Below are 20492 nucleotides of genomic sequence, written 5' to 3'. Positions count from 1 at the left end.
TTATCTATTTAGGCTAATAAAGATTATCCCTCATTCTTTTAGCATAAAATTAAAGATGGCATATAGTTAAAATTGACATAATATTTGCTTCGGGTAGTCATCCTGCTTTTTAAATAGCCTTTACACAAACCATTCGTTAGTCATCTAGCACTATAGTTAAAAGTAAAATACAGTGATTCTCATCAAGTATGAGGATGGCTCTTTAATTTTTCAAACATGATTCCTCTTATCTTCAAGCCTATTACAAAAATTGAGTTTAATAAGCAGGATTTTCATACTCTGTATTATTTTATATGCCTAAGATCCATTCGACATTTTTTATTACATCCTTGTTTTTTGTTGCATTCTTTCTCTAAAAATATACTTTCAAGCTGCACTTATGGTACACTATTAATAACTAATTTTCAAGGAGAGGATATTTTGATAAATTCCATTATACAGCTCTTTCCAGAAGCGCTGATTAATCCAACAAATGTTGAGGATTTGAGACAGACGCATCATATTATTACCGTTGAAAGTCAAATAATGGCGATTCCTTTTTCTTCCTTATCTCATAAAGAAATATCGTTACTTAACATTGTCAGTGATCAAGGTGACATTATTCCAATTACTCGAAACTCTCATTGGCAAAACTTTCTGGAAAAAAAATCAAGTAATATGCCAATTGTTTCAGGAAATCTTCAAATTTTGCATATCAATTTCAGAAAATTACCAGAAAACTTTGACGATGAACTTTGGTTTAATACACTAAAGGAATCAAGCCATCAGATTATTGATTGGTTTACTAAAAATGAGCGTCGATATAGTGTTGTTTTAAGAATCAAACCCAACGATGAAATCTCAATTGATCAACTCCTTGGTGTTATTCAATCGTTAGATGCTGATTTTGATACGGTAACTCAAGCAATTATTGGTTTAGTCCATCAATTATCAGTCAACTTACCCATGCGTTATGAGGAAGAACTTGCTATTGTTGAACAAAGTTTTCAAACGGAATTAATAGGTGTATTAACTCAAATTACACCCGTCTTATTAAAACAAATTGGTAAAAAAGCGCTCAGCGATTTACCCCTATTGACTCCTTTAAAACAAGTTATTATGAATAATACGGAATATTCTTCTCTGATTGAAACATTATTTGAAAATCAAGGAAACTTGTCCCAAACTGCTGATAAACTCTTTATTCATCGGAATACTTTAACTTATCGTTTGCAAAAATTTTATAAAGAAACAGGCATGCAATTACAATATTTACCTGATTTAATGATTTGCTTCCTCTGCCTTGCCTAGTACCTATTTTTATTACAACTTTTAGTCGCTTCTATGAAATGATTAGAGTTCTTGATATTTTTATTACATTATTCTAGTGTTCGATAAATTAATAAATAGTGCTTATAATAGGCTTTTATGCTATAATAATGAATGAATTCAACATTAAATTATTTGATACTCACTGAATATTTTGGAGGTTATTATGAACTTACGAGACTTAGAATATTTCAAATATTTAGCTGAAAGTTTGAGTTTCACTAAAACAGCTGAACATTTTTTTGTGTCTCAACCTTCTATTTCGATTGCTTTAAAAAGATTAGAAGATGAATTTGAGACCACTTTAATTCAAAGAGAAAGATCAGCTAAAAATATCCATTTAACACCGACTGGACATACCTTATATCAACGCACTATCGATATGCTAGGTTTATATGCCCAAACGAAGCTAGAAATTAAAGCAGTGGGGATTGATACGATTCAGCTAGGTTTAGTTCCATCAATTGGAAATTTATTTTTACCTCAACTTTTAGCGAATGCTAACGATTATTTACAAAACTTAAAATTGATTGAAGAGAATACAACTGATGCATTATTCGATTCATTAAGAAAACAAAAATTCTCAATTGCTATTATTGCTCACGATCAACCAACATTTGCTAATCTATGGGTTGATACATTTCCTATTGCGAAAAGTCCATTAAAGTTATTCGTCTCACAAAACCATCCTTTAGCTAGATATCGTGAAATAAGCTTAATGGAACTCGTTGATTTACCTTATGTTTCTTTATCAAATGGTACTATCCACGAAAAATTATTCCAAAATTGGGCCACAACAAATCAATTATCGTTGGATAATGTGTTTTACTGCCATGATATGAATACTCTCACTTCACTTGTTGCTTCTGGTGAAAGAGTCGCACTTTTAATGGAAAATGTCTCTCTAAATCGTGATGATTTAGTTGCGATTGCGATTAAGAACCCACCAATTGGTTACTTGAATTTAGTTATTAACAATGAAATGGTATTATCTGATACACAAAAAGCCTTTAATGATTTATTAATTAAAAGTATTGAGGATTAATCAATCAAGTTGCCACACATTATATCCAAAAATAAATAAAACAAACAAAAAGAGTTAGAACCTATTCCTATTGGAGTAGTCCTAACTCTATTTTTTGTGCCAAAATTTATTATCATTTTGACTATCGTCATTTTTTAAATGGTATCCTGACAGTATCAAGTAAATAAAAAAATATTTTGATATTGATTGCATGAACGACTATCATATCAGTGATTCCCAAAGTGAGAGTCATTGTGTTTATTCCGCGCTCTCAAGCCCACCTATACGCAGCATCAAGTCCGGCTGTAGCCAATTCAAGGCAATGAGTCCACGCTTCAAGGCAAGAGAGTAGCCATACTCATGGAGCATGGCTATGAATGAAGTTTTATTCTTGGTTGGCAAAATGTTCACGCATATTCAATTGTCCAGCATCTAACCACACCGAGTTATGAACAATTCGGTCCATAATCGCATCAGCATGAACCCCACCACCTAGTCGTTGATGCCAGTCGCTCTTCCTAAATTGAGTGCAGAAGATAGTTGAACCTGATTGATAACGTTTCTCAGTGATTTCAAAGATAAACTTTAAATCCTCGTCTGATAAGTCTTCTAACAACCATTCATCCAAGATAAGCAGGCCATAGTTCGAATATTTAGTAATCAGTTTTTTCATACCACTGGGTTTAAGCGTGGCTTCATCGCGTTCGACCAGAAGGTCAGGAAGTCGGATATAACGGGTTCGAACTTCTAACTTACAAGCCTCTTTACCTAGAGCGCAGGCTAAATATGTTTTCCCAGAGCCTGTGAATCCTTGAAAAACGACATTTCTATACCGATGAAGATAATTTCCTCTAGCCAGTTCTTGAATCACTTGTTGTTTAAGTTCTCGCTTCTCGTAGTAGATGGAGGTGACATCAGCTTCAGGCAAGCGGAAATTAGCCCGTTTGATCAATCCATGGACTTTCTTGTTATATTTCTCTTGATAGAGATAATCAATCGCTAATTGGAGTCGTTCATCAAAGGTCAGGGTGAGTGAATCATTCTCCAGTTCCTGCATTTCTAGCGCACTCACTAGCGGTTCTAAATCAAGCTGTCTCAACTTACGGATACTTTCACTGTTAATCATGATCTTCACCTCCGTAATAGGCTGCTCCTCTAACAAAGCCCATTGGCGGCTCGGGTTTGTGGTTCTCTTCGGATTGAGCTTGAACTGGATTGGTTAAGATGGCGTAGAGATGACGATATCTAGGGGAATGAATTCGCTCTAAGGCGATGTGACAAGCCGTTTCAAGGTCTTCATTCGAAAAAGATTGACTTAATTTGAGAATGGATTGACTGGGTTGGTAGCCTCGTTCTTTTAATGGTACTGTTTCAAAGACTCTTTGAATCACCTTGTGTGTGAAGGGTCCGATTGCTCTGGCTTGATTCAACAGCAAGGTATCATTCACTTGAGGACGATTGAATTGTTCGGGCAAATGCTCAGGGCTTGTCGAGAATTGATATTCTAAATAGCTTGGGAAGCGCTTATGAGTCGCGATACGTTCTTGATTGTAATAAACCTCAAGGAGACGATCTGTCACGCGTAAATCCACCTGTTTGCGAACATATTGGTAAGGGCAGGAATAGTTATTCTTTTGGAAAGTAATGTGACAGTCTAGTTTTACTTTGCGACCATAGACCCATTCTGCCACTTCATACGGTACCAACGGCAAGGGGCGCAAGGTTGGGTGTTCAACGGTTTCAAAAATTTGTTTGCGACTTCCTTCTCGTTTTTGGAACGGTGTTGCATTAAAGAGTGTGATACGTGTCATGATAGCGTCATTGAGTTCGTCAAGACGAGTAAAGATTTCATTTCTCAAAGGAGCAATAACTGCCATCGCAGTTTGATTGACGCCTCCTTCAACGGCAGCCTTTTGTTTAGGTTTCTTTACGCCCGTCGGCATAATCGCCATGACATAATGATCAGCTAAACCTTCATACTGGGCATTCAAAATAATATCGCCTTCTTTAGGATGTGAGATAACCCCCGTCTTTAGATTATCACTAATCAGGCGAATGGTTGTACCGCCCAGAAAATTAAAGAGGTTAACATGGCAACGAATCCAAGTATCACTGGTCATATCGAGGGTTCCTTCAACGTAAGTATATTGACTATAAGGTAGAACAGCCACAAAGAGATGCACTTCAATAAAGGCCCCGCTTTCAGGGTCTAAGAGTTGCATTGTCGCTCCAGCCCAATCCACTTGAGTAGAAACTCCAGGTTTATGTTTTAAGTGATTAGTGAGCTTATATTGGTCAATATGCTTATTGTAGTCTTCACAAAACTTACTGTATCCAACTGCAATGCTTTTCTGCTTCTTACATTCATCGACATACTCAGTCCACAACAACTTCAGTGTGACACCTACACGCTTAAGTTCCTCTTGCACATAATCGTAATCAGGCAAGGTATAGAGCGCCTCTGATTGGTGCTTGGAGGGAAAGAATTTTTGATAAACTTCTTGTTCAGATATGTTTTGGATATCTGCGTAAGTTAAATCTAACTCATCCGCACGTCGAAAGACTTCGCTGACAGAATCACGCCCGACTCTTTTTGGCTTAGCAATCATGTTTCTCGAGAGCCCTTGCTCTCTGAGTTCCATAATCAACTTGACCGGTATTTTTCTAGCCATTAAAAACAGCCTCCTTTTAGAATATTTTGAAGACGATGTCTTCAAAATAACTATACCTAAAAGAAAGGCCAAGGTGGACTCCAAACGTGGATTGATTGCCTTGATGTGCGGATTCGGGGTTAAAACAGGGGGTGCCTAGGGGATGCCTTGAATTGGCTACAGCCTGCCTTGAAAGCGTGGAATAATCAATTGCTATCATTTTCGGGAGTCACTGTCGATAGAGTCCATATAATTGTGTAAAAAGAAAGGGTCACTTATCCCTCCATAACTGGTACAATGTTTTTAGGAAAAATAAACAAACCAGGAGGAATTAAAATGACCCAAGTACATTTTACACTGAATTTAGAAGAAATTCAAAACTTAATTGACGTAGAAGTCAAAGACAACATAGCTAAGAGTATTCTAACCAAGGTTTTTAATCAACTGATGGAGAAAGAACGGGATGAATACTTAGATAACGAAGCCTATCAACGCGATCCCAATAGAATGACTTATCGTAATGGCTATTACAATCGTGACTACACAGCAAAACTCGGAACGTTAAACCTCAGAGTGCCAAGGACAAGAGATGGCAAGTTTTCAACAGAAATCTTTGAACGCTACCAAAGAAATGAAAAGGCACTTCCGTTAACCATGCTTGAAATGTATATCCAAGGTGTCTCTACAAGAAAAGTTTCGAAAGTCATTGAAAATTTATGTGGGAAAACCTATTCTAAATCATTTGTCTCTTCCCTTACGAAACAACTGGATGAAGAGGTTCGACAATGGCGTCATCACGATTTAAGTTCTGTCCAATACGCTTACCTAGTGGTGGATGTTATTTATATAAAAGTAAGAGAAAATCATAAGGTTGTATCCAAAGCTTGTCATATCGCAATCGGAATTAGTGAAGAAGGAAAACGAAGACTCCTCGGTTTTGACATCAGTGATGGCGAAAGTGATTACTCTTGGTCTCGCTTCTTTAACTACTTAAAAGAAAGAGGCCTAAATGGCCTTAAAATGGTTATATCTGATGCACACACGGGTCTAGTAAAAGTAATTAAGGAAAACTTTCTGAATGTTTCTTGGCAAAGATGTCAGGTTCACTTCTTAAGAAATATCTTAGCTAAAATACCGAAAAAAGAGACCAGAGAATTTAAAGAAGACATCAAGGCACTGTTTCGTATTCAGGATATTAAGATTGCCCGCATCGTTAAAAACGAACTTTTTAAAAAATATGAAGGAGAAAAGAAATATCAAGCCAGCTTAGCGATTCTTGATGAGGGATTTGAAGACGCCTTTACTTATCTTAACGAATCGGTTGTTCATCCTAGACTTAAAAGTACCAATTGTCTGGAACGATTAAATGAAGAGATTAGAAGACGGGAAAGAGTCATTCGGATTTTCCCTAATGTTGAATCCGCTTATCGCTTAATCGGAGCAATGTTAATCGATCAAGACGAAGAGTGGCTAACAGCAGATAGAATATATATTCAAATGTAATTCATTTTTTGCCCTTCAACATTTTAATTGCTTCTAAGAACCTGTCAGCAATTAGTTGATCGTTAAGGCAAAAAATGGAATAAAAAAATGTGCTAGTTATTTTTACACAATATTATGGACTTGACTTCACTGTCGAATGATTATCTTGATTTGTTAAATGAATGACTCGATTATTTACTTTGCTCTTTACTACGGTTATTAATATTTATCGAACCACTTCTACCACCAATCGTGATTTTGTCACCTAAGGCAATTGTACCACTTAATAGTAGTTCACTTAATTCATCTTCAATTTGTTTTTGAATAGCGCGTCGAATTGGTCTTGCACCATACTCTGGATCAAACCCTGCTTCAGCAATAATATCGACTGCGGTATCCGTTACACGGGCTTCAATTTCTAATTCTTCTAAACGTTTCACAATTTCAGCAGTATGTAATTTAACAATCTCACGAATATTTTCCTTACTTAATGAGTGGAAGACAACTGTCTCATCAATACGGTTTAAGAATTCTGGACGGAATGCACGTTTTAATTCTTCACGTATTCTAGATTCCATCGCTTCATGGTTTTGTGTTACTGAAACTGCACCAAACCCAACTGATTTCTCATCCCTTAAGGCTGTTGCTCCTAAATTGGACGTCATGATAATAATTGTGTTTCTAAAGTCTACTTTACGGCCTTTACCATCGGTTAAATGACCATCATCAAATACTTGTAATAAAATATTAAAGACATCTGGATGAGCTTTTTCGACCTCATCTAATAAAATAACACTATACGGCTTTTGACGTATTTTTTCAGTTAATTGCCCTGCTTCTTCATACCCCACATATCCTGGAGGTGATCCTACTAAACGAGAGACACTGTGTTTTTCCATATATTCAGACATATCAACCCGAATCATACTATCTTCGCTACCAAACATTGCTGTCGCTAAGGTTTTGGCTAATTCCGTTTTTCCAACACCAGTAGGTCCTAAAAATAGGAATGATCCAATTGGACGTTTTGGTGATTTCAAACCACTACGAGCTCTACGAATCGCTCTGGCAACTGCTTTGACCGCTTCATCTTGCCCGATTACACGTTCATGTAATTCAGCTTCTAGATTAATCAATCGTTTGCTTTCACTTGATTCCATTTGTTGGACTGGCACCCCCGTCGCTAAAGCAACTACCTGCGCCACATCTTGTGCTGTTACTTTCAATTGCGATACAGTTGAATCATCATTTGCTTTTTCTTTGGCTTTATCAAGTTCTGCTAATTGCTCTTCTAGAGCCACTTCTTTTTCTCTTAAATTTGCGGCTTCTTCAAAATCACGATTGAGAATTGCGGCTTCTTTTTTATTGCCAATTTCAGCTAACTGATGCTCAATTGTTTCAGTCGTGACTTTGTTTGGCATAATCGCAGAATCAATACGAACACGTGCAGAAGCTTCATCAATTAAATCTACCGCTTTATCCGGCAAGCGTCTTGCTGTCATATAGCGAGAACTTAATTTTACTGCGGCATCAACTGCTTCGTCAGTAATTTCGACTTTATGGTGATCTTCATATTTTTCTTTTAGTCCATTTATAATTAAGATAGATTCTTCTTGACTAGGCTCATCAATTTGTACTTTAGAGAAACGTCTTTCTAATGCCGCATCTTTTTCAATATACTTTTGGTATTCGTCTAAAGTAGTGGCACCTACTACTTGTATTTCTCCACGAGCTAAAGCAGGTTTTAATATATTAGAAGCATCAATCGCTCCTTCAGCTCCCCCAGCACCGATTAATGTATGCAATTCATCAATAAACAGAATAATATTACCGTCTTCAGAAATTTCTTCGATAATTTTTTTCATGCGCTCTTCAAATTCACCGCGATATTTCGTTCCTGCAACTAATGCTCCCATATCTAACATAATTAAACTTTTCTTAGCGATATCTTGAGGAACATCTCCTTGAATCATTCTTTGAGCTAATCCTTCTGCTATAGCTGTTTTACCGACACCTGGTTCCCCAACTAAAACCGGATTGTTTTTGGTTCTACGGCTAATAATTTGCACAATTCGGTGAACTTCTTTTTCACGTCCAATCACCGGATCCAATTCATTTTGTCTAGCTAGCTCAGTTAAATCTCTAGAAACTGAATCAAGTGTTGGTGTTTTAGACGTCTTTTGTGCCTCTTTATTGTTACGAGGATTTCTTCTACGTCGATTGTTACCACCACTGGTTGGGTCTTGACTAGCTAAGCCAATTAATTCATAAATTGTTTTGCGTAATTCATCAAAATCAACACCAACGTTTCTTAGTAAAACCGTTGCTAAAATTTCTTCTTTTAAAATACCTAATAATAAATGCTCAGTTCCAACTTTTGGTGCACCCAATCGTTTCGCATCATTAGAAGCATTCATAATAACTTTTTTAGCACGTGGAGAGTAAGGTATAACTCTTTCAGCATTGAGTCGCGGTTGACTAAATTTTCCATGTATGGCTTCTAATTCTAAAATCAATTCATTGAAAGTTGCACCATGTTCTCTTAATGCTTTTCCAGCAATTCCAGTTTCTTCACGAGATAAACCTAATAATATATGTTCTGTGCCGACTGCTTGATGTTGCATATAATAAGCTTGCTCTGCCGCATAAATCATCGCTTGTCGTGCACTTTCTGTAAATAGTTCTTCAAACATTTTTATTCACCTCTTATTCGTATGTATAACGGAGTTGGTATAGAAAAGTTTTTAATAATTGAGCTCTCGCTATTTGTTCTTCCTCCGTTATTGTTTGTAAAACAGCTTTTTCAATCACAGATAAAATCAAAGCAGCTTCCCTTTGAGTTATAATCTTTCTTTCTGTTAAAGTTTCGATGATATTGATCCCGTTTCGCTGACTTATCTGATTTCCAATTAAATCAATCATTTGATCGATTTCGTCTACTTCATCTACCAAATGGACTTTAAGTATCCGGATATAGCCTCCGCCACCTCTTTTACTTTCCACTAGGTATCCATGTTCTTGTGTAAAACGGGTATTAATAACATAATTGATTTGCGAAGGAACACAATCAAATCGATCGGCAATATCACTTCGCTTGATTTCAAGATGTTCTTGATTTTCTAAATACGCTTTTAAATACGCTTCAATAATATCCGTCATATTTCGTTGGGTCACAGTCTCGCCTCCTTTAACATTGACTTTCTTTGACCATTATACAATAATAATTCCTCTTTGAAAAGAGGAACGACTTAAAATCTTATATTTCGGTCATTATTTGACTAATTTTGTTTTAACCCTTGATAATTGACAGCATATCGTTGGAATAATTTATTCAATAATGGGAATAATAAGATAAAAAATACCACATTCCCAGCTGAATGAGCCAAATCAAAAGGTAAACCATTTAAATAATAAACCCAAAAGTTTTCTACTTGTATTAAAAAAGTCCACAACCACGAAATACTAAAGCCAAACAATATACCTGCAATACCGGTAACGACTGCTCGGCTACCAAATAATATATAATCTCTTTTTACCATTTTTTCTAATAATCTATTGCTGAAGTAGACAAAAATAACGACGATAAGATAGCTTATAATTTGTAACACGACCCATGGCCCCATTCCCAAAATGAGATTTGAAACTAGCATCGTCAAAGACGATACGATAACGCCATCTTTAAAACCTAATAAAATGGTCACAATTGCGATAATAGTTGTAACGGGTTGTACATTCGGTATGAACGCAAAGAAAATTCTCCCCACCACACATAATGTTGTTAATAAAGCAACTTGCGTAATCCATAATGTAAAACTTTTTTGTTTCACCAATTTTTTCCCACTCCTTACGACATTCGAAAATGCTTTTATCTATTTATATTCACTCACTATTATACCCGGAAACAGAGTAATTGTGTTCAAAATATTAATTAAATAAACAATTTTTTTGATGATTATAACGGGAGTGGGCCAGAAGTAGAAAATTCAATGATTTTCGCTTCGTTTGCCCACCCCGCACAGTTGGGAGTAGGCCAGAATTAGAAAATTGAATAATTTTCGCTTCGTCAGCCTACCCCCGCAAAGTTGAGTAGGCCTCAAACAAGTCGAAAGACGCAGGTTGAGGCTGCTCAACCACTGCGTTTTTAACTACCGAACAATTAGTTGATTGAATTTGTCAAATTTATACCTTACTTCTTTAAGACGCAATTTGAGGCCACTCAACCACTCCGCTTTTAATTACCGATCAATAAACTTGATTCAATTTATCAAAATGATGTCTAAATCTTAAGACGCAGGTGAGACCACTCAACCACTGCGCTTTTAATTAGCGAGCAATCAATTGATTTAATTTTTCAAGTTTATGCCCAGCTCATGAGCAATCATTTAAGAATTATTATTCATAATGACTACTAATACTACTAATAATTTATAAACTAAAGAGTTTTTTTATTAATACGTAATCAATTACGTAATAAAAAAAGACCCCAGTTACTACTACAACTGAAGCCTAGAAACATTGTTAAGTCAATGTTTAAATGATGCCGAGGACCGGAATCGAACCGGTACGGGTATCACTACCCGCAGGATTTTAAGTCCTGTGCGTCTGCCAGTTCCGCCACCCCGGCAAAGGATATTTTGGAACCTTTGATTATTACTAATCAATGCCGGCTAAAGGACTTGAACCCTCGACCCTCTGATTACAAATCAGATGCTCTACCAACTGAGCTAAGCCGGCCTGTGAATGTGATTCACAACATGATTAATAATACCTTATTTACATCTATATTGTCAATACAAATTATGACATTTTTACGAATTATTGCTGAAATCTTTCAATAAATTGGTCTCTTCCGGAACCTTGTCGATACCGTTGATAATGAGTAGGATTTTTCTTATAAAAATCCTGATGATAATCTTCAGCAACAAAAAATTCTGTTGCTTCAGTAATCGGTACTACAATTGGTTTTGAAAATCGTTGACTCAAATCTAAATGCTCTTTAGATTGTTCAGCTAATTCTTTTTGCTCAGGAGTTGTGTAAAATATTTCTGGTCGATACGAAGAGCCACGATCCACAAATTGTCCTTCTAAATCCGTAGGATCAATGACAGACCAGTATACTTCTAATAGCTTTTGATAAGGAATTATCGCTGGATCATAGGTAATTTTTACCGCTTCAGTATGGCCAGTCATTCCTGTTTTTACTTGTTCATAACTTGGGTTCATAACATGACCACCTGTATAACCTGATTCAACTGAAATAACTCCTGGCCACTGATCAAATGGATGTACCATACACCAAAAACAACCTCCAGCAAAAATAGCGACTTCTTGACTCATCTATATCACCTCTAATTAAATATGTTAGTAAAAAATTTTCGAATTGCTTCGATTATCGTTATAATAAATCTCATTACTGATTGTAAAAATTTTCCAAAAATTGATTTTTCAGGTATCGATTCATTCGCCACTACCTGTACTTCACTGTTTTGAGCCGTTGGTAAGTACTCGATGTTATAATGTTGAAAATCCATTTTTAATGTTCCTAAAAAATCTCCTTTATCTATTGGAGCGGTTATATAATTTTGGTATCCTGTTTTTTCTTCATTAGGTATAAATTGATAATCAATGTTTAATTGATTATCGCCTTTTGGTACACTGATTACGAAATCATCTGTATAGACAGAATGTATGATATCTCTCGTACCACCATCTACATTTATAACAGGGATTTCTTCCGTCAAACTCTCTTTTTTTACAATAATCTTCGTATCAAAACTGCTCTGAGCATATTGTATCAATTGTTCAACAGAATAATAGGGGTCTTCTAGATTCTCTGACACCCCGATTACTACTGCTAAATAGGTCGTTTCTTGATCGGTGCTACTTATCACTTGATTATAGCCATTTTGAGGAGCATAGCCAATAAACATTCCATTGACTGACAGTTTGGTGTCTTTTAATAATGGATTATTGCTTGTTGTTTGAAAAGCATCATCCGTATCTGCCTTAAAATTTAATTCCTTAGTCGAGGCATATTCTAAATATTGTGGATAATCTTTGTATAATCTGAAAGCCACTGTTATAATAGCCTCCGCACTCATTTTATTAGTTTGACCTTGATACTCTTCTACACCTCTCTCATAGTCATTAGGTAACCCCAAACTATCAACAAATTGATAATTTGAAAGTTGCCATTCACTTAACTTTTGTTCCATTAATTTTATAAAATCTGCTTCATTGGATGCAATTTTTTCAACTAGAGCCAACGCTGCACCATTCGCATTTTTTACTGCGATCGCCGTTATTAACTCTTCTACCGTATATGAAAAATCCTGTCTTAAAGGAACGTTCGGTATATCATAATCTTGACTGAGCTCATAAGCAGCATTAGAAATAGGGACTATATCCTCTAAATTAATTTTTTCTGTTTCAATTTGTTCAAAAACAATATATAGCAGTAATAATTTAGACAAGGAGCCAATTTCTAAAAGGTCTTCGGAATTTTTATTAAATAGAACCTGCCCATTATCGCCATTGATTAACATAATAGACTGAGCAGGTAAATTTTCAATATTTAATTCTTGAGCACTGACTAAACTATGCTTTGGTAGCACCAGGAATACAGATAATAATAAAATCAATATCTTATTAATCATCTTCATTTATAATCTACTCATCTCGATTCTAAATATCATTTCGTTATTCTCAATCATAGCATAAATGATACCATTATGTAACTCTACAATATTTCTAGCGATTCCTAAACCGAGTCCCGTCCCAGGAATAGCAGAATTTCTTGAGGTATCTGCCCGATAACTTCTTTGGAAAACTTTTTCCAATTCTTCTAATTTTAGAAGCTCACCATTATTGACTACATCCATAATAATCTGGTCATCATCATCTATTTGGTTAGCATTCATTTTTATTTTAGTGGCACCATGTCCATATTTTAGCGCATTTGATAATAAGTTATTAAATACTCGTGCCATTTTTTCTGGGTCAAAATGAACAATTAAGTTTTTAGGCATCACATTGATTTCAATTTCAATATTTTTTTCAGCTGCTTCTAATTCAAATTCTGCTGCCAGTTGTTCAAAGAAAAAATTTAGATGCACTTCTTCAGGGGTAACTTCATATGAAACTAATCTCGAAGCGGCGTAATCAAACAAATCATTAACCATCACTTGCATGCTCATTGCTTTTTTATAAGCAATATGCGTATATTCTAGTAACTGTTCTTCTGAATGATACCGTTTGTTTTCAATTAAACCTAGATAGCCGATGATAGAGGTTAAAGGGGTTCTTAAATCATGCCCCACATTGGCGATTAACTCATCTTTAGTCTTTTCTATTCGACGTTCTTCCTCCATCGCATGAACCGTACTATCAACCAAAGAATTAACACTCCGTACAATTTCTGATAATTCATCAACCTGCATATCTGGAATTCTTAATTGATAATTTCCTCTCGCAATATAAGTTAAGTATTCCAAAAGATGATTCAAGTGGATAGTAGAAATCTTACGCTTCATCTGCCAATATGCCAGTCCTATTCCTAAAAAAATTATCACAACAGCAAAAGATTGTTTTGCTAATTCTAACTTTGCAGGAGTCAACTTAAAATATTCATAAGCAGTCATTTCTTCTTCACCATACATACCTATAGGCACACTTAAGACCTCAATAAACAAGAGTGTGACACTCAAGTATAAAAAGTAAAGTACCCCCATGATAAGTAAAATTTCTAACACTAATTCAACTATTTCGTGTCGTCGAAATTTCACTGTAGGTAGTTTATCTTGACTAAGCTTCAATTTTATACCCAACACCCCATACTGTACGGATTACTTTTTCACCACCAGTCGCTTCCTCAATCTTATCTCTTAAGTGACTAACGTGAACCATAACCGTTTTGGCACTGACAACACTTTCTTGATTCCAAACAGCTTCAAAAATTTCATTCGCACTAAATACGCGATTAGGATGACTCGCTAATAGAAATAAAATTTCAAATTCTATTGCGGTAAGTTGAATTTGAACACCAGAAAGAGTGGTAACTTCATGAGATTCCTTCTTAATTTCCAGTGGACCGACCATGATGGTATCTGGTACTTCTGGTTGCATATAATTTTGTTGGCGTCTTAAAATAGATTTAATTCTCGCAACAACTTCTAATGGATTAAATGGTTTGGTGATATAATCATCGGCACCGCTAATTAATCCTTGTATTTTATCTGTATCTGATGATTTAGCACTTACCAGGATAACAGGCAAGCTCTTTTGGTTTTTTCGAATATATGATAAGACTTTCAAACCATCCACTTGCGGAAGCATAATATCCAATAATACCATATTTAGATTTGTTTCTTCCTCTAAAATATTTAACGCTTGTTGACCATTGTAAGCTTTTAAAACCTCGTAACCTTCGTTTTGTAAATAAATATTAAGCAACTCCACAATTTCACGATCATCATCTACGATTAAAATTTTTGTATTCATCACTTCACTTCCTTCTTCAATACTCTACTCTATTATACCTATTTTTTTAAAATAGTGTTAAAAAATCATTTAAAATAAAGAATTCTTAGGAAAATTTTATTTCATAGCAAAAAAAGGCTCTATACTTTTTGGTGTGGATTTATAGAAATGACTCTGTTCATTCACACCTTTATAAATCAATACAAAAAGTCATGGAATTCCGATATAATCTAATTAGCGACTAAACTATTAGAAAAGAGGAACTCACATGACCTATTCAGATGATATCAGAAAATTACTTGAAATAACAGACCCTAATATCACTTTTATTGAAGGATGTTTGGATCAAGATTCCATTACATTGAACGGTGTCGTTTACCAGACTGTATCTGCTAAGCTTTCTTATGACCCAGTGGCTTGCCCCTGCTGTCATCAAAAAAATATTAATAACTCTATTTTGAAGCATGGCTTTAAGCAAGTAAAAGTAAAATATGCTTGTTCTCTTGCCTGTCCTAAATTAATTCTGCTAAAAAACAACGTTTTATATGTAAAGCGTGTAAGAAAACCTTTATGGCACAAACCAATTTAGTAGAGCCAAATTGTCAGATTTCTAACTTACAAAAACAACTCGTAAAAGAACAATTGAGACTCGTACAATCTGCTTCACTGATTGCTAAAAATACCTATGTATCCATTAGTACGGTCTTTAGAGTACTCGATTCCTTGGAAACGCAGATGAAACCACAAACGAATACCCTGCCAACCACTTTATCATTTGACGAACTACGTACAACCAAATCATGTAAAGCAGAAATGTCCTTTATTTATGCCAATGCTTCTACTCACCAAATATTAGATTTATTAGACAGTCGTCAACAAGCGGATATCAAAAAACATTTTTTCCGTTTCCCATTGGACGTACGCCGTCAAGTTGAATGGATTACGATGGACATGAATCTTCCCTTTATTAGCATGATAAAGACACTGTTCCCATGTGCTAAGATTGTGATTGACCGGTTCCATATCATTCAATTACTCAATAGAGCCCTTAACAACCTAAGGATTCAAGTAATGAATCAGTATAAAAAGAAACCCTCGAAATGTGATTATAATAAGTTGAAAAAATTATGGAAATTACTTCTTAAAAACCGAGAAGATCTAGATTTTGAGAATTATCAAACCCATCGCCTGTTCGATGGATTAGTGACTGAAAAAATGATGGTAGAATATCTACTTACGCTTGATATAGGGCTTAGAAATGCCTATGAAAAAATAAATGATTTCAAATATGCCATTATGACACACGATGTCGAATTGTTTCATTATGAACTTCAAGAAATAAAAAAATATTCCTATCGTCAAGTGATTCGTACAGCGTTTAACACGATTACACGCTATCAAGAGTATATTACCAATGCTTTAACCGTCACATTGTCAAATGGACACCTGGAAGCAACCAATAATATCATTAAAACAATCAAACGAACTGGCCACGGTTATACTAATTTTAGACGTTTAAGATTAAGAGCACGCTATATTTTGTTAAGTAAGAACTGCACAAACCAAGACTATCGCCCTTTATATTTTAGTCAAGAAAAAGAATCAAAGACAAAGAAAACCGCTTAATTAGAAAAAACGGCCGTTCAACACAATTGTGTTGAACGACCAAAAATTCCGTGACCCACACCATTTGACAAAGAGCCCAAAAAAAAGAATGATGATTGCCATCATTCCTTTCTTATTTGTATAAAATAATAATCTATCGAAGATTATTTTACTTCTACAGAAGCTCCAACTTCTTCTAATGAAGCTTTTAATGCTTCAGCGTCTTCTTTAGATACGCCTTCTTTAATTGCTTTAGGAGCATTGTCAACTAATTCTTTAGCTTCTTTTAATCCTAAACCAGTAGCTTCACGAACTGCTTTAATAACTTTGATTTTTGAGTCTCCAGCAGATGCTAAGATAACGTCAAATTCAGTTTTTTCTTCAGCAGCAGCACCACCAGCAGCAGCTACAGCTACAGGAGCAGCAGCAGTTACGCCAAATTCTTCTTCGATTGCTTTTACTAAGTCATTTAATTCGATAATTGTTGCTTCTTTAATTTCAGCAATAATGTTTTCAATATTTAAAGCCATTTATATTTCCTCCGTTTATGTTTTTATAAGTAATAATTGATTATGCTGCGTCGTCTTCTTTAGATTCAGCCACAGCTTTGATAGCCAATGCAGTATTGCGAACTGGCGCTTGTAATACAGAAAGTAACATTGATAATAATCCATCGCGGTCTGGTAATTTCGCTAAAGCGTTAATATCTTCAGCTGAAGAAACTTCACCTTCAATTAAACCACCCTTGATTGATAAATGTTCTACTTTATCAGCAAATTCTGCAACAATTTTAGCAGGTGCCACTACTTCAGATTCAGAATAAACGATAGCTGATGGTCCTACGAAAACTGAGTCCATACCTTCGATACCTGCTTCTACTGCCGCACGACGTAAAATTGTGTTTTTAACAACTTTCATGTAAACATCGTTTTCACGTAATTCTTTACGTAAATTAGTAACTTCTTCTACAGTTAAACCTAATGAGTCTACAACGACTACTGATGCAGCTGCTTTTAATTTCTCTGCAACTTCTGTTACTTCTGCTTGTTTTTTCATGATTACTGTTTCTTTTGTCATAAGTTTCACCTCCGTCTTATTGAGCTAGAGATTTTCAAAAAAAATCTCTATGTCACCTTAGACACAGAGAGATAGATCCATAAATTCGGAACTTCCTCGGCAAGAAATTAAGGCGTTCGCCACTTGCTGTCTACGGTAGTTTAACACTTTATATATAATACAAAAAAGAATATTATAAGTCAACCCCTAAATGAGGTTGACTTTCATTTTTTTAAATTGTTGTTGGATCGATTTTAATTCCAGGGCCAAATGTAGTACTTAAAGCTAAGTTAGTGATATAAGTACCTTTAGCAGTAGCTGGTTTTAAGCGAACGATTTGATCGTGTAATGCTTTAAAGTTATCTGCTAATTTAGCATCTTCAAATGACACTTTACCAATTGGCACGTTTACGATACCTGCTTTGTCAGCACGGTAAGTAACTTGTCCTGCTTTAATGTCTTCAACAGCTTTAGTAACATCCATTGTTACAGTACCTGTTTTAGGGTTAGGCATTAATCCTTTAGGTCCTAATACACGACCTAAACGACCTACTTGACCCATCATATCAGGTGTTGCTACCATCACATCAAAGTCTAACCAACCATCGTTAATTTTATCGATTAAGTCAGCTTCACCAACAAAATCAGCACCTGCTGCTTCTGCTTCTTTAGCTTTTTCGCCACGAGCGATAACTACAACACGAGAAGTTTTTCCTGTACCGTGTGGTAATACCATAGCCCCACGAATTTGTTGATCAGCTTTTTTTACGTCAATGTTTAAATTGTATGAAACTTCAACAGTCGCGTCAAATTTTGCGAAGTCGATTTCTTTTGCTAAAGCGATAGCTTCAGTCATGTCATATTTTTTAGTGCGGTCAACTTTTTCTAAAGCTGCACTAAAGTTTTTGCTTTTTTTAGCCATTTTTTATTTTCCTCCTATACTTGTGGTTATAACGGTTTGACCTCCCACACCCGATAGAAAACGGGGCGAGAAACTACACTGCGCTTAATCTTGGACAGTGATACCCATAGAACGAGCAGTACCTTCAACGATGCGCATTGCTGCTTCTACGCTAGCTGCGTTTAAATCTTCCATTTTAGTTTCAGCAACTTCTTGAACTTGTGCTTTTGTAATAGTTGCTACTTTTGTTTTGTTTGGTACACCAGAACCTTTTTGGATACCAGCTGCTTTTTTCAATAATACTGGTACTGGTGGTTTTTTAGTGATAAATGTAAACGAACGGTCTTCATATACATCAATCACTACAGGAATAATGAATCCTGCTTGATCTTGTGTACGAGCGTTAAACTCTTTACAGAACCCCATAATGTTAACTTGCGCTTGACCTAAAGCTGGACCTACTGGTGGAGCTGGACTTGCTGCGCCGGCTGGAATTTGTAATTTAACTTGTTTTACTACTTTTTTAGCCACGAAAATTCCTCCTATATCTTTTTATTCGTGATGTGGTTTATGGAAAACCATTTCCTCCCACTCATTGTGCGTACTTGCGCACCCAAGTATACTAACATATAACGTGTTAGAAAGCAAGAAGAAAGTATTATTTTTCAATATCTGTTCTTGATTTTTGATTGAAAGTTCTAAAATTAAATTAGCCACTTAAATTGTGAATCCTCCCCATTTTTATGATTGAAAATAAAGCTGCTAGTTGCGGTTGGGAGGGGAACTATTTTATGGCTTTCAATACAACAGTAGCACTTTACTTAATGGGAGAATCGGGTAAGCTAAATGACTCGACCGAAAATTTAAGCGAAGTGCGGAAGGTCGGGGAGTGACCCCGCACCCGATTCGATGATTCAGTCAAGTGCTACGGTATAGAAAAAGTATAGAAAAAAACATCTCAAAACGTTATTATTGTAGTGACAAAACCAGAATAAAGGACGTTTTAAGATGTATCATCATTATAATTCATTTTCAGCAGAAAGCAAGACCCGAAATAAACATTTAACCTTGGACGATCGTCATAATATTGAGCGTTGGCACCATAGTGGTAAGTCTAATCGTGAAATTGCGCGTCTTCTAGATAAAGCCCCTCAAACGATTCATAATGAAATCAAAAGAGGGCTTGTGCTTCAACAAGTGAGAAAAGGTCGCTTCAAAAAGATTTATTCTGCTGAGTATGCTCATTCTCAGTATTTAAAACAGCGTGACAAGTGTGGCCGCAAAGTGTCACTTGATAAGGAAACCAAAGAAACACTCGTTCATTTTCTGACCGAAATGAAATATTCACCAGAAATGATCGTTCATTCTAATCTTGTCAACGTTCCTGTTTCAACGATTTACTATTGGATTCATAACGGACATTTAGGTTTAACATCGAATGACTTACTTTATCCACGTAAATCAAAGAAAAAACGTAAGAATACTAGCTCGCAATTTAGAGTGAAAGGTCAATCCATAGAAATGCGTCCGGAAGTCATTAATCAGCGTGGTGAGTACGGTCATTATGAAATTGACACCGTGATTCTAACGCGCAAGACCAATAAATGTTTACTCGTATTAACCGATCGTCGGACACGCCATCAAATTATTCGACTGATTCCGAATAAACAGGCGGCATCCGTCAATAATGCTTTATTAGATATACTCAATGAATATGCGATTAAATCAATTACTGCGGATAATGGTGTTGAATTTTTTAGACTGCATGAAGTCTTTCCTTATGAGCATATTTATTATGCCCATCCCTATTGTTCATATGAACGGGGAACAAACGAAAACCACAATCGACTAATAAGGCGGTTTTTACCTAAAGGAACAACAGATGTAACGGAATTAGAAGTAAAGAAAATTGAAAACTGGATTAATCATTATCCGAAAAGAATGTTCAACTACAAATCACCATTTGAGATGATGTACGCTGGCTAAT

At 35.6% G+C, this 20492-nt stretch carries 19 protein-coding genes, 2 tRNA genes and 1 other annotated feature; of the genes, 6 read left to right on the top strand and 15 right to left on the bottom strand.

Features of this window, described 5'->3' with window-relative positions; genetic code table 11:
* Positions 1 to 420 precede the first annotated feature (420 nt).
* Together CYJ72_RS06045 and CYJ72_RS06040 are read left to right on the top strand one after the other, a co-directional pair.
* The gene (locus tag CYJ72_RS06045; protein WP_066123791.1) at positions 421 to 1290 is read left to right on the top strand and encodes a helix-turn-helix domain-containing protein; all 870 of its coding nucleotides are present in this window, start codon (positions 421 to 423) and stop codon (positions 1288 to 1290) included.
* A gap of 184 nt (positions 1291 to 1474) precedes the next feature.
* Positions 1475 to 2353, top strand: a complete 879-nt coding sequence (locus CYJ72_RS06040; protein WP_066123788.1) for a LysR family transcriptional regulator — start codon at positions 1475 to 1477, stop codon at positions 2351 to 2353.
* A 364-nt stretch (positions 2354 to 2717) separates the two neighbouring features.
* Here CYJ72_RS06040 and CYJ72_RS06035 read toward each other — a convergent pair whose 3' ends face one another.
* Together CYJ72_RS06035 and istA are read right to left on the bottom strand one after the other, a co-directional pair.
* A complete protein-coding gene (locus tag CYJ72_RS06035; RefSeq protein WP_284628647.1) occupies positions 2718 to 3458 on the bottom strand; it encodes an ATP-binding protein in 741 nt (246 codons plus the stop codon).
* Complete coding sequence (istA, locus tag CYJ72_RS06030) at positions 3451 to 5004, bottom strand: IS21 family transposase (protein WP_284628645.1); 1554 nt, start codon at positions 5002 to 5004, stop codon at positions 3451 to 3453. The genes CYJ72_RS06035 and istA overlap by 8 nt, the downstream gene beginning before the upstream one ends.
* A 315-nt stretch (positions 5005 to 5319) precedes the next feature.
* Here istA and CYJ72_RS06025 point away from each other — a divergent pair, with 315 nt between their 5' ends.
* Positions 5320 to 6486, top strand: coding sequence for an IS256 family transposase (locus CYJ72_RS06025; RefSeq protein ID WP_284628644.1), 1167 nt, complete (start codon positions 5320 to 5322; stop codon positions 6484 to 6486).
* Positions 6487 to 6656: 170 nt separating this feature from the next.
* On the opposite strand, the gene CYJ72_RS06020 is transcribed toward CYJ72_RS06025, so the two are convergent.
* From CYJ72_RS06020 to CYJ72_RS05980, 9 genes are all read right to left on the bottom strand, one after another.
* Positions 6657 to 9158 carry an ATP-dependent Clp protease ATP-binding subunit gene (locus tag CYJ72_RS06020; protein ID WP_066126977.1) on the bottom strand — a complete coding sequence of 834 codons (2502 nt, stop codon included), beginning with the start codon at positions 9156 to 9158 and terminating at the stop codon, positions 6657 to 6659.
* A 13-nt stretch (positions 9159 to 9171) separates the two neighbouring features.
* Positions 9172 to 9639 (bottom strand): CtsR family transcriptional regulator, encoded by a 468-nt coding sequence (locus tag CYJ72_RS06015; RefSeq protein ID WP_101813770.1) that lies wholly within the window; start codon positions 9637 to 9639, stop codon positions 9172 to 9174.
* A gap of 104 nt (positions 9640 to 9743) precedes the next feature.
* Entirely contained in the window at positions 9744 to 10292 is a 549-nt protein-coding gene (locus CYJ72_RS06010) for an ECF transporter S component (protein WP_180764834.1), read from the bottom strand.
* Positions 10293 to 11003: 711 nt separating this feature from the next.
* Positions 11004 to 11089: transfer RNA gene (locus tag CYJ72_RS06005), tRNA-Leu, on the bottom strand.
* A 37-nt stretch (positions 11090 to 11126) separates the two neighbouring features.
* Positions 11127 to 11199, bottom strand: a tRNA-Thr gene (locus CYJ72_RS06000).
* 81 nt (positions 11200 to 11280) lie between these two features.
* Complete coding sequence (msrA, locus tag CYJ72_RS05995) at positions 11281 to 11802, bottom strand: peptide-methionine (S)-S-oxide reductase MsrA (RefSeq protein ID WP_066125059.1); 522 nt, start codon at positions 11800 to 11802, stop codon at positions 11281 to 11283.
* An 11-nt stretch (positions 11803 to 11813) separates the two neighbouring features.
* Positions 11814 to 13127, bottom strand: coding sequence for a D-alanyl-D-alanine carboxypeptidase family protein (locus CYJ72_RS05990; RefSeq protein ID WP_101813772.1), 1314 nt, complete (start codon positions 13125 to 13127; stop codon positions 11814 to 11816).
* Positions 13128 to 14135, bottom strand: coding sequence for a sensor histidine kinase (locus tag CYJ72_RS05985; RefSeq protein WP_284628636.1), 1008 nt, complete (start codon positions 14133 to 14135; stop codon positions 13128 to 13130).
* A 133-nt stretch (positions 14136 to 14268) separates the two neighbouring features.
* Complete coding sequence (locus tag CYJ72_RS05980) at positions 14269 to 14964, bottom strand: response regulator transcription factor (RefSeq protein ID WP_101813774.1); 696 nt, start codon at positions 14962 to 14964, stop codon at positions 14269 to 14271.
* Between the two features lie 247 nt (positions 14965 to 15211).
* Between CYJ72_RS05980 and CYJ72_RS05975 the strand changes: the two genes are divergently transcribed.
* Together CYJ72_RS05975 and CYJ72_RS05970 are read left to right on the top strand one after the other, a co-directional pair.
* Positions 15212 to 15532, top strand: coding sequence for a hypothetical protein (locus CYJ72_RS05975; protein ID WP_284628634.1), 321 nt, complete (start codon positions 15212 to 15214; stop codon positions 15530 to 15532).
* The gene (locus CYJ72_RS05970; protein WP_284628633.1) at positions 15514 to 16569 is read left to right on the top strand and encodes an ISL3 family transposase; all 1056 of its coding nucleotides are present in this window, start codon (positions 15514 to 15516) and stop codon (positions 16567 to 16569) included. The genes CYJ72_RS05975 and CYJ72_RS05970 overlap by 19 nt, the downstream gene beginning before the upstream one ends.
* Before the next feature lie 143 nt (positions 16570 to 16712).
* Here the strand turns inward: CYJ72_RS05970 and rplL are convergent, their stop codons facing one another.
* The 4 genes from rplL to rplK all read right to left on the bottom strand — a co-directional run bounded on the left by rplL (position 16713) and on the right by rplK (position 19036).
* Entirely contained in the window at positions 16713 to 17078 is a 366-nt protein-coding gene (gene rplL, locus CYJ72_RS05965) for a 50S ribosomal protein L7/L12 (RefSeq protein WP_066125051.1), read from the bottom strand.
* A gap of 40 nt (positions 17079 to 17118) precedes the next feature.
* Complete coding sequence (rplJ, locus tag CYJ72_RS05960) at positions 17119 to 17625, bottom strand: 50S ribosomal protein L10 (protein WP_066125049.1); 507 nt, start codon at positions 17623 to 17625, stop codon at positions 17119 to 17121.
* Positions 17626 to 17654: 29 nt separating this feature from the next.
* Positions 17655 to 17779: a sequence feature (ribosomal protein L10 leader region), on the bottom strand.
* A gap of 57 nt (positions 17780 to 17836) precedes the next feature.
* The gene (gene rplA / locus CYJ72_RS05955; protein WP_066125047.1) at positions 17837 to 18526 is read right to left on the bottom strand and encodes a 50S ribosomal protein L1; all 690 of its coding nucleotides are present in this window, start codon (positions 18524 to 18526) and stop codon (positions 17837 to 17839) included.
* Positions 18527 to 18610: 84 nt separating this feature from the next.
* Positions 18611 to 19036 (bottom strand): 50S ribosomal protein L11, encoded by a 426-nt coding sequence (gene rplK, locus CYJ72_RS05950; protein WP_066125045.1) that lies wholly within the window; start codon positions 19034 to 19036, stop codon positions 18611 to 18613.
* 477 nt (positions 19037 to 19513) lie between these two features.
* Here rplK and CYJ72_RS05945 point away from each other — a divergent pair, with 477 nt between their 5' ends.
* Positions 19514 to 20491, top strand: coding sequence for an IS30 family transposase (locus CYJ72_RS05945; RefSeq protein WP_101813433.1), 978 nt, complete (start codon positions 19514 to 19516; stop codon positions 20489 to 20491).
* Position 20492 lies beyond the last annotated feature (1 nt).

The sequence above is a fragment of the Globicatella sanguinis genome, from assembly GCF_002847845.2.
Classification (GTDB): Bacteria; Bacillota; Bacilli; order Lactobacillales; family Aerococcaceae; genus Globicatella; species Globicatella sanguinis.
The sequence above is the reverse complement of the archived record's forward strand: the minus strand, read 5'-3'. Positions and strand labels throughout refer to the sequence as shown.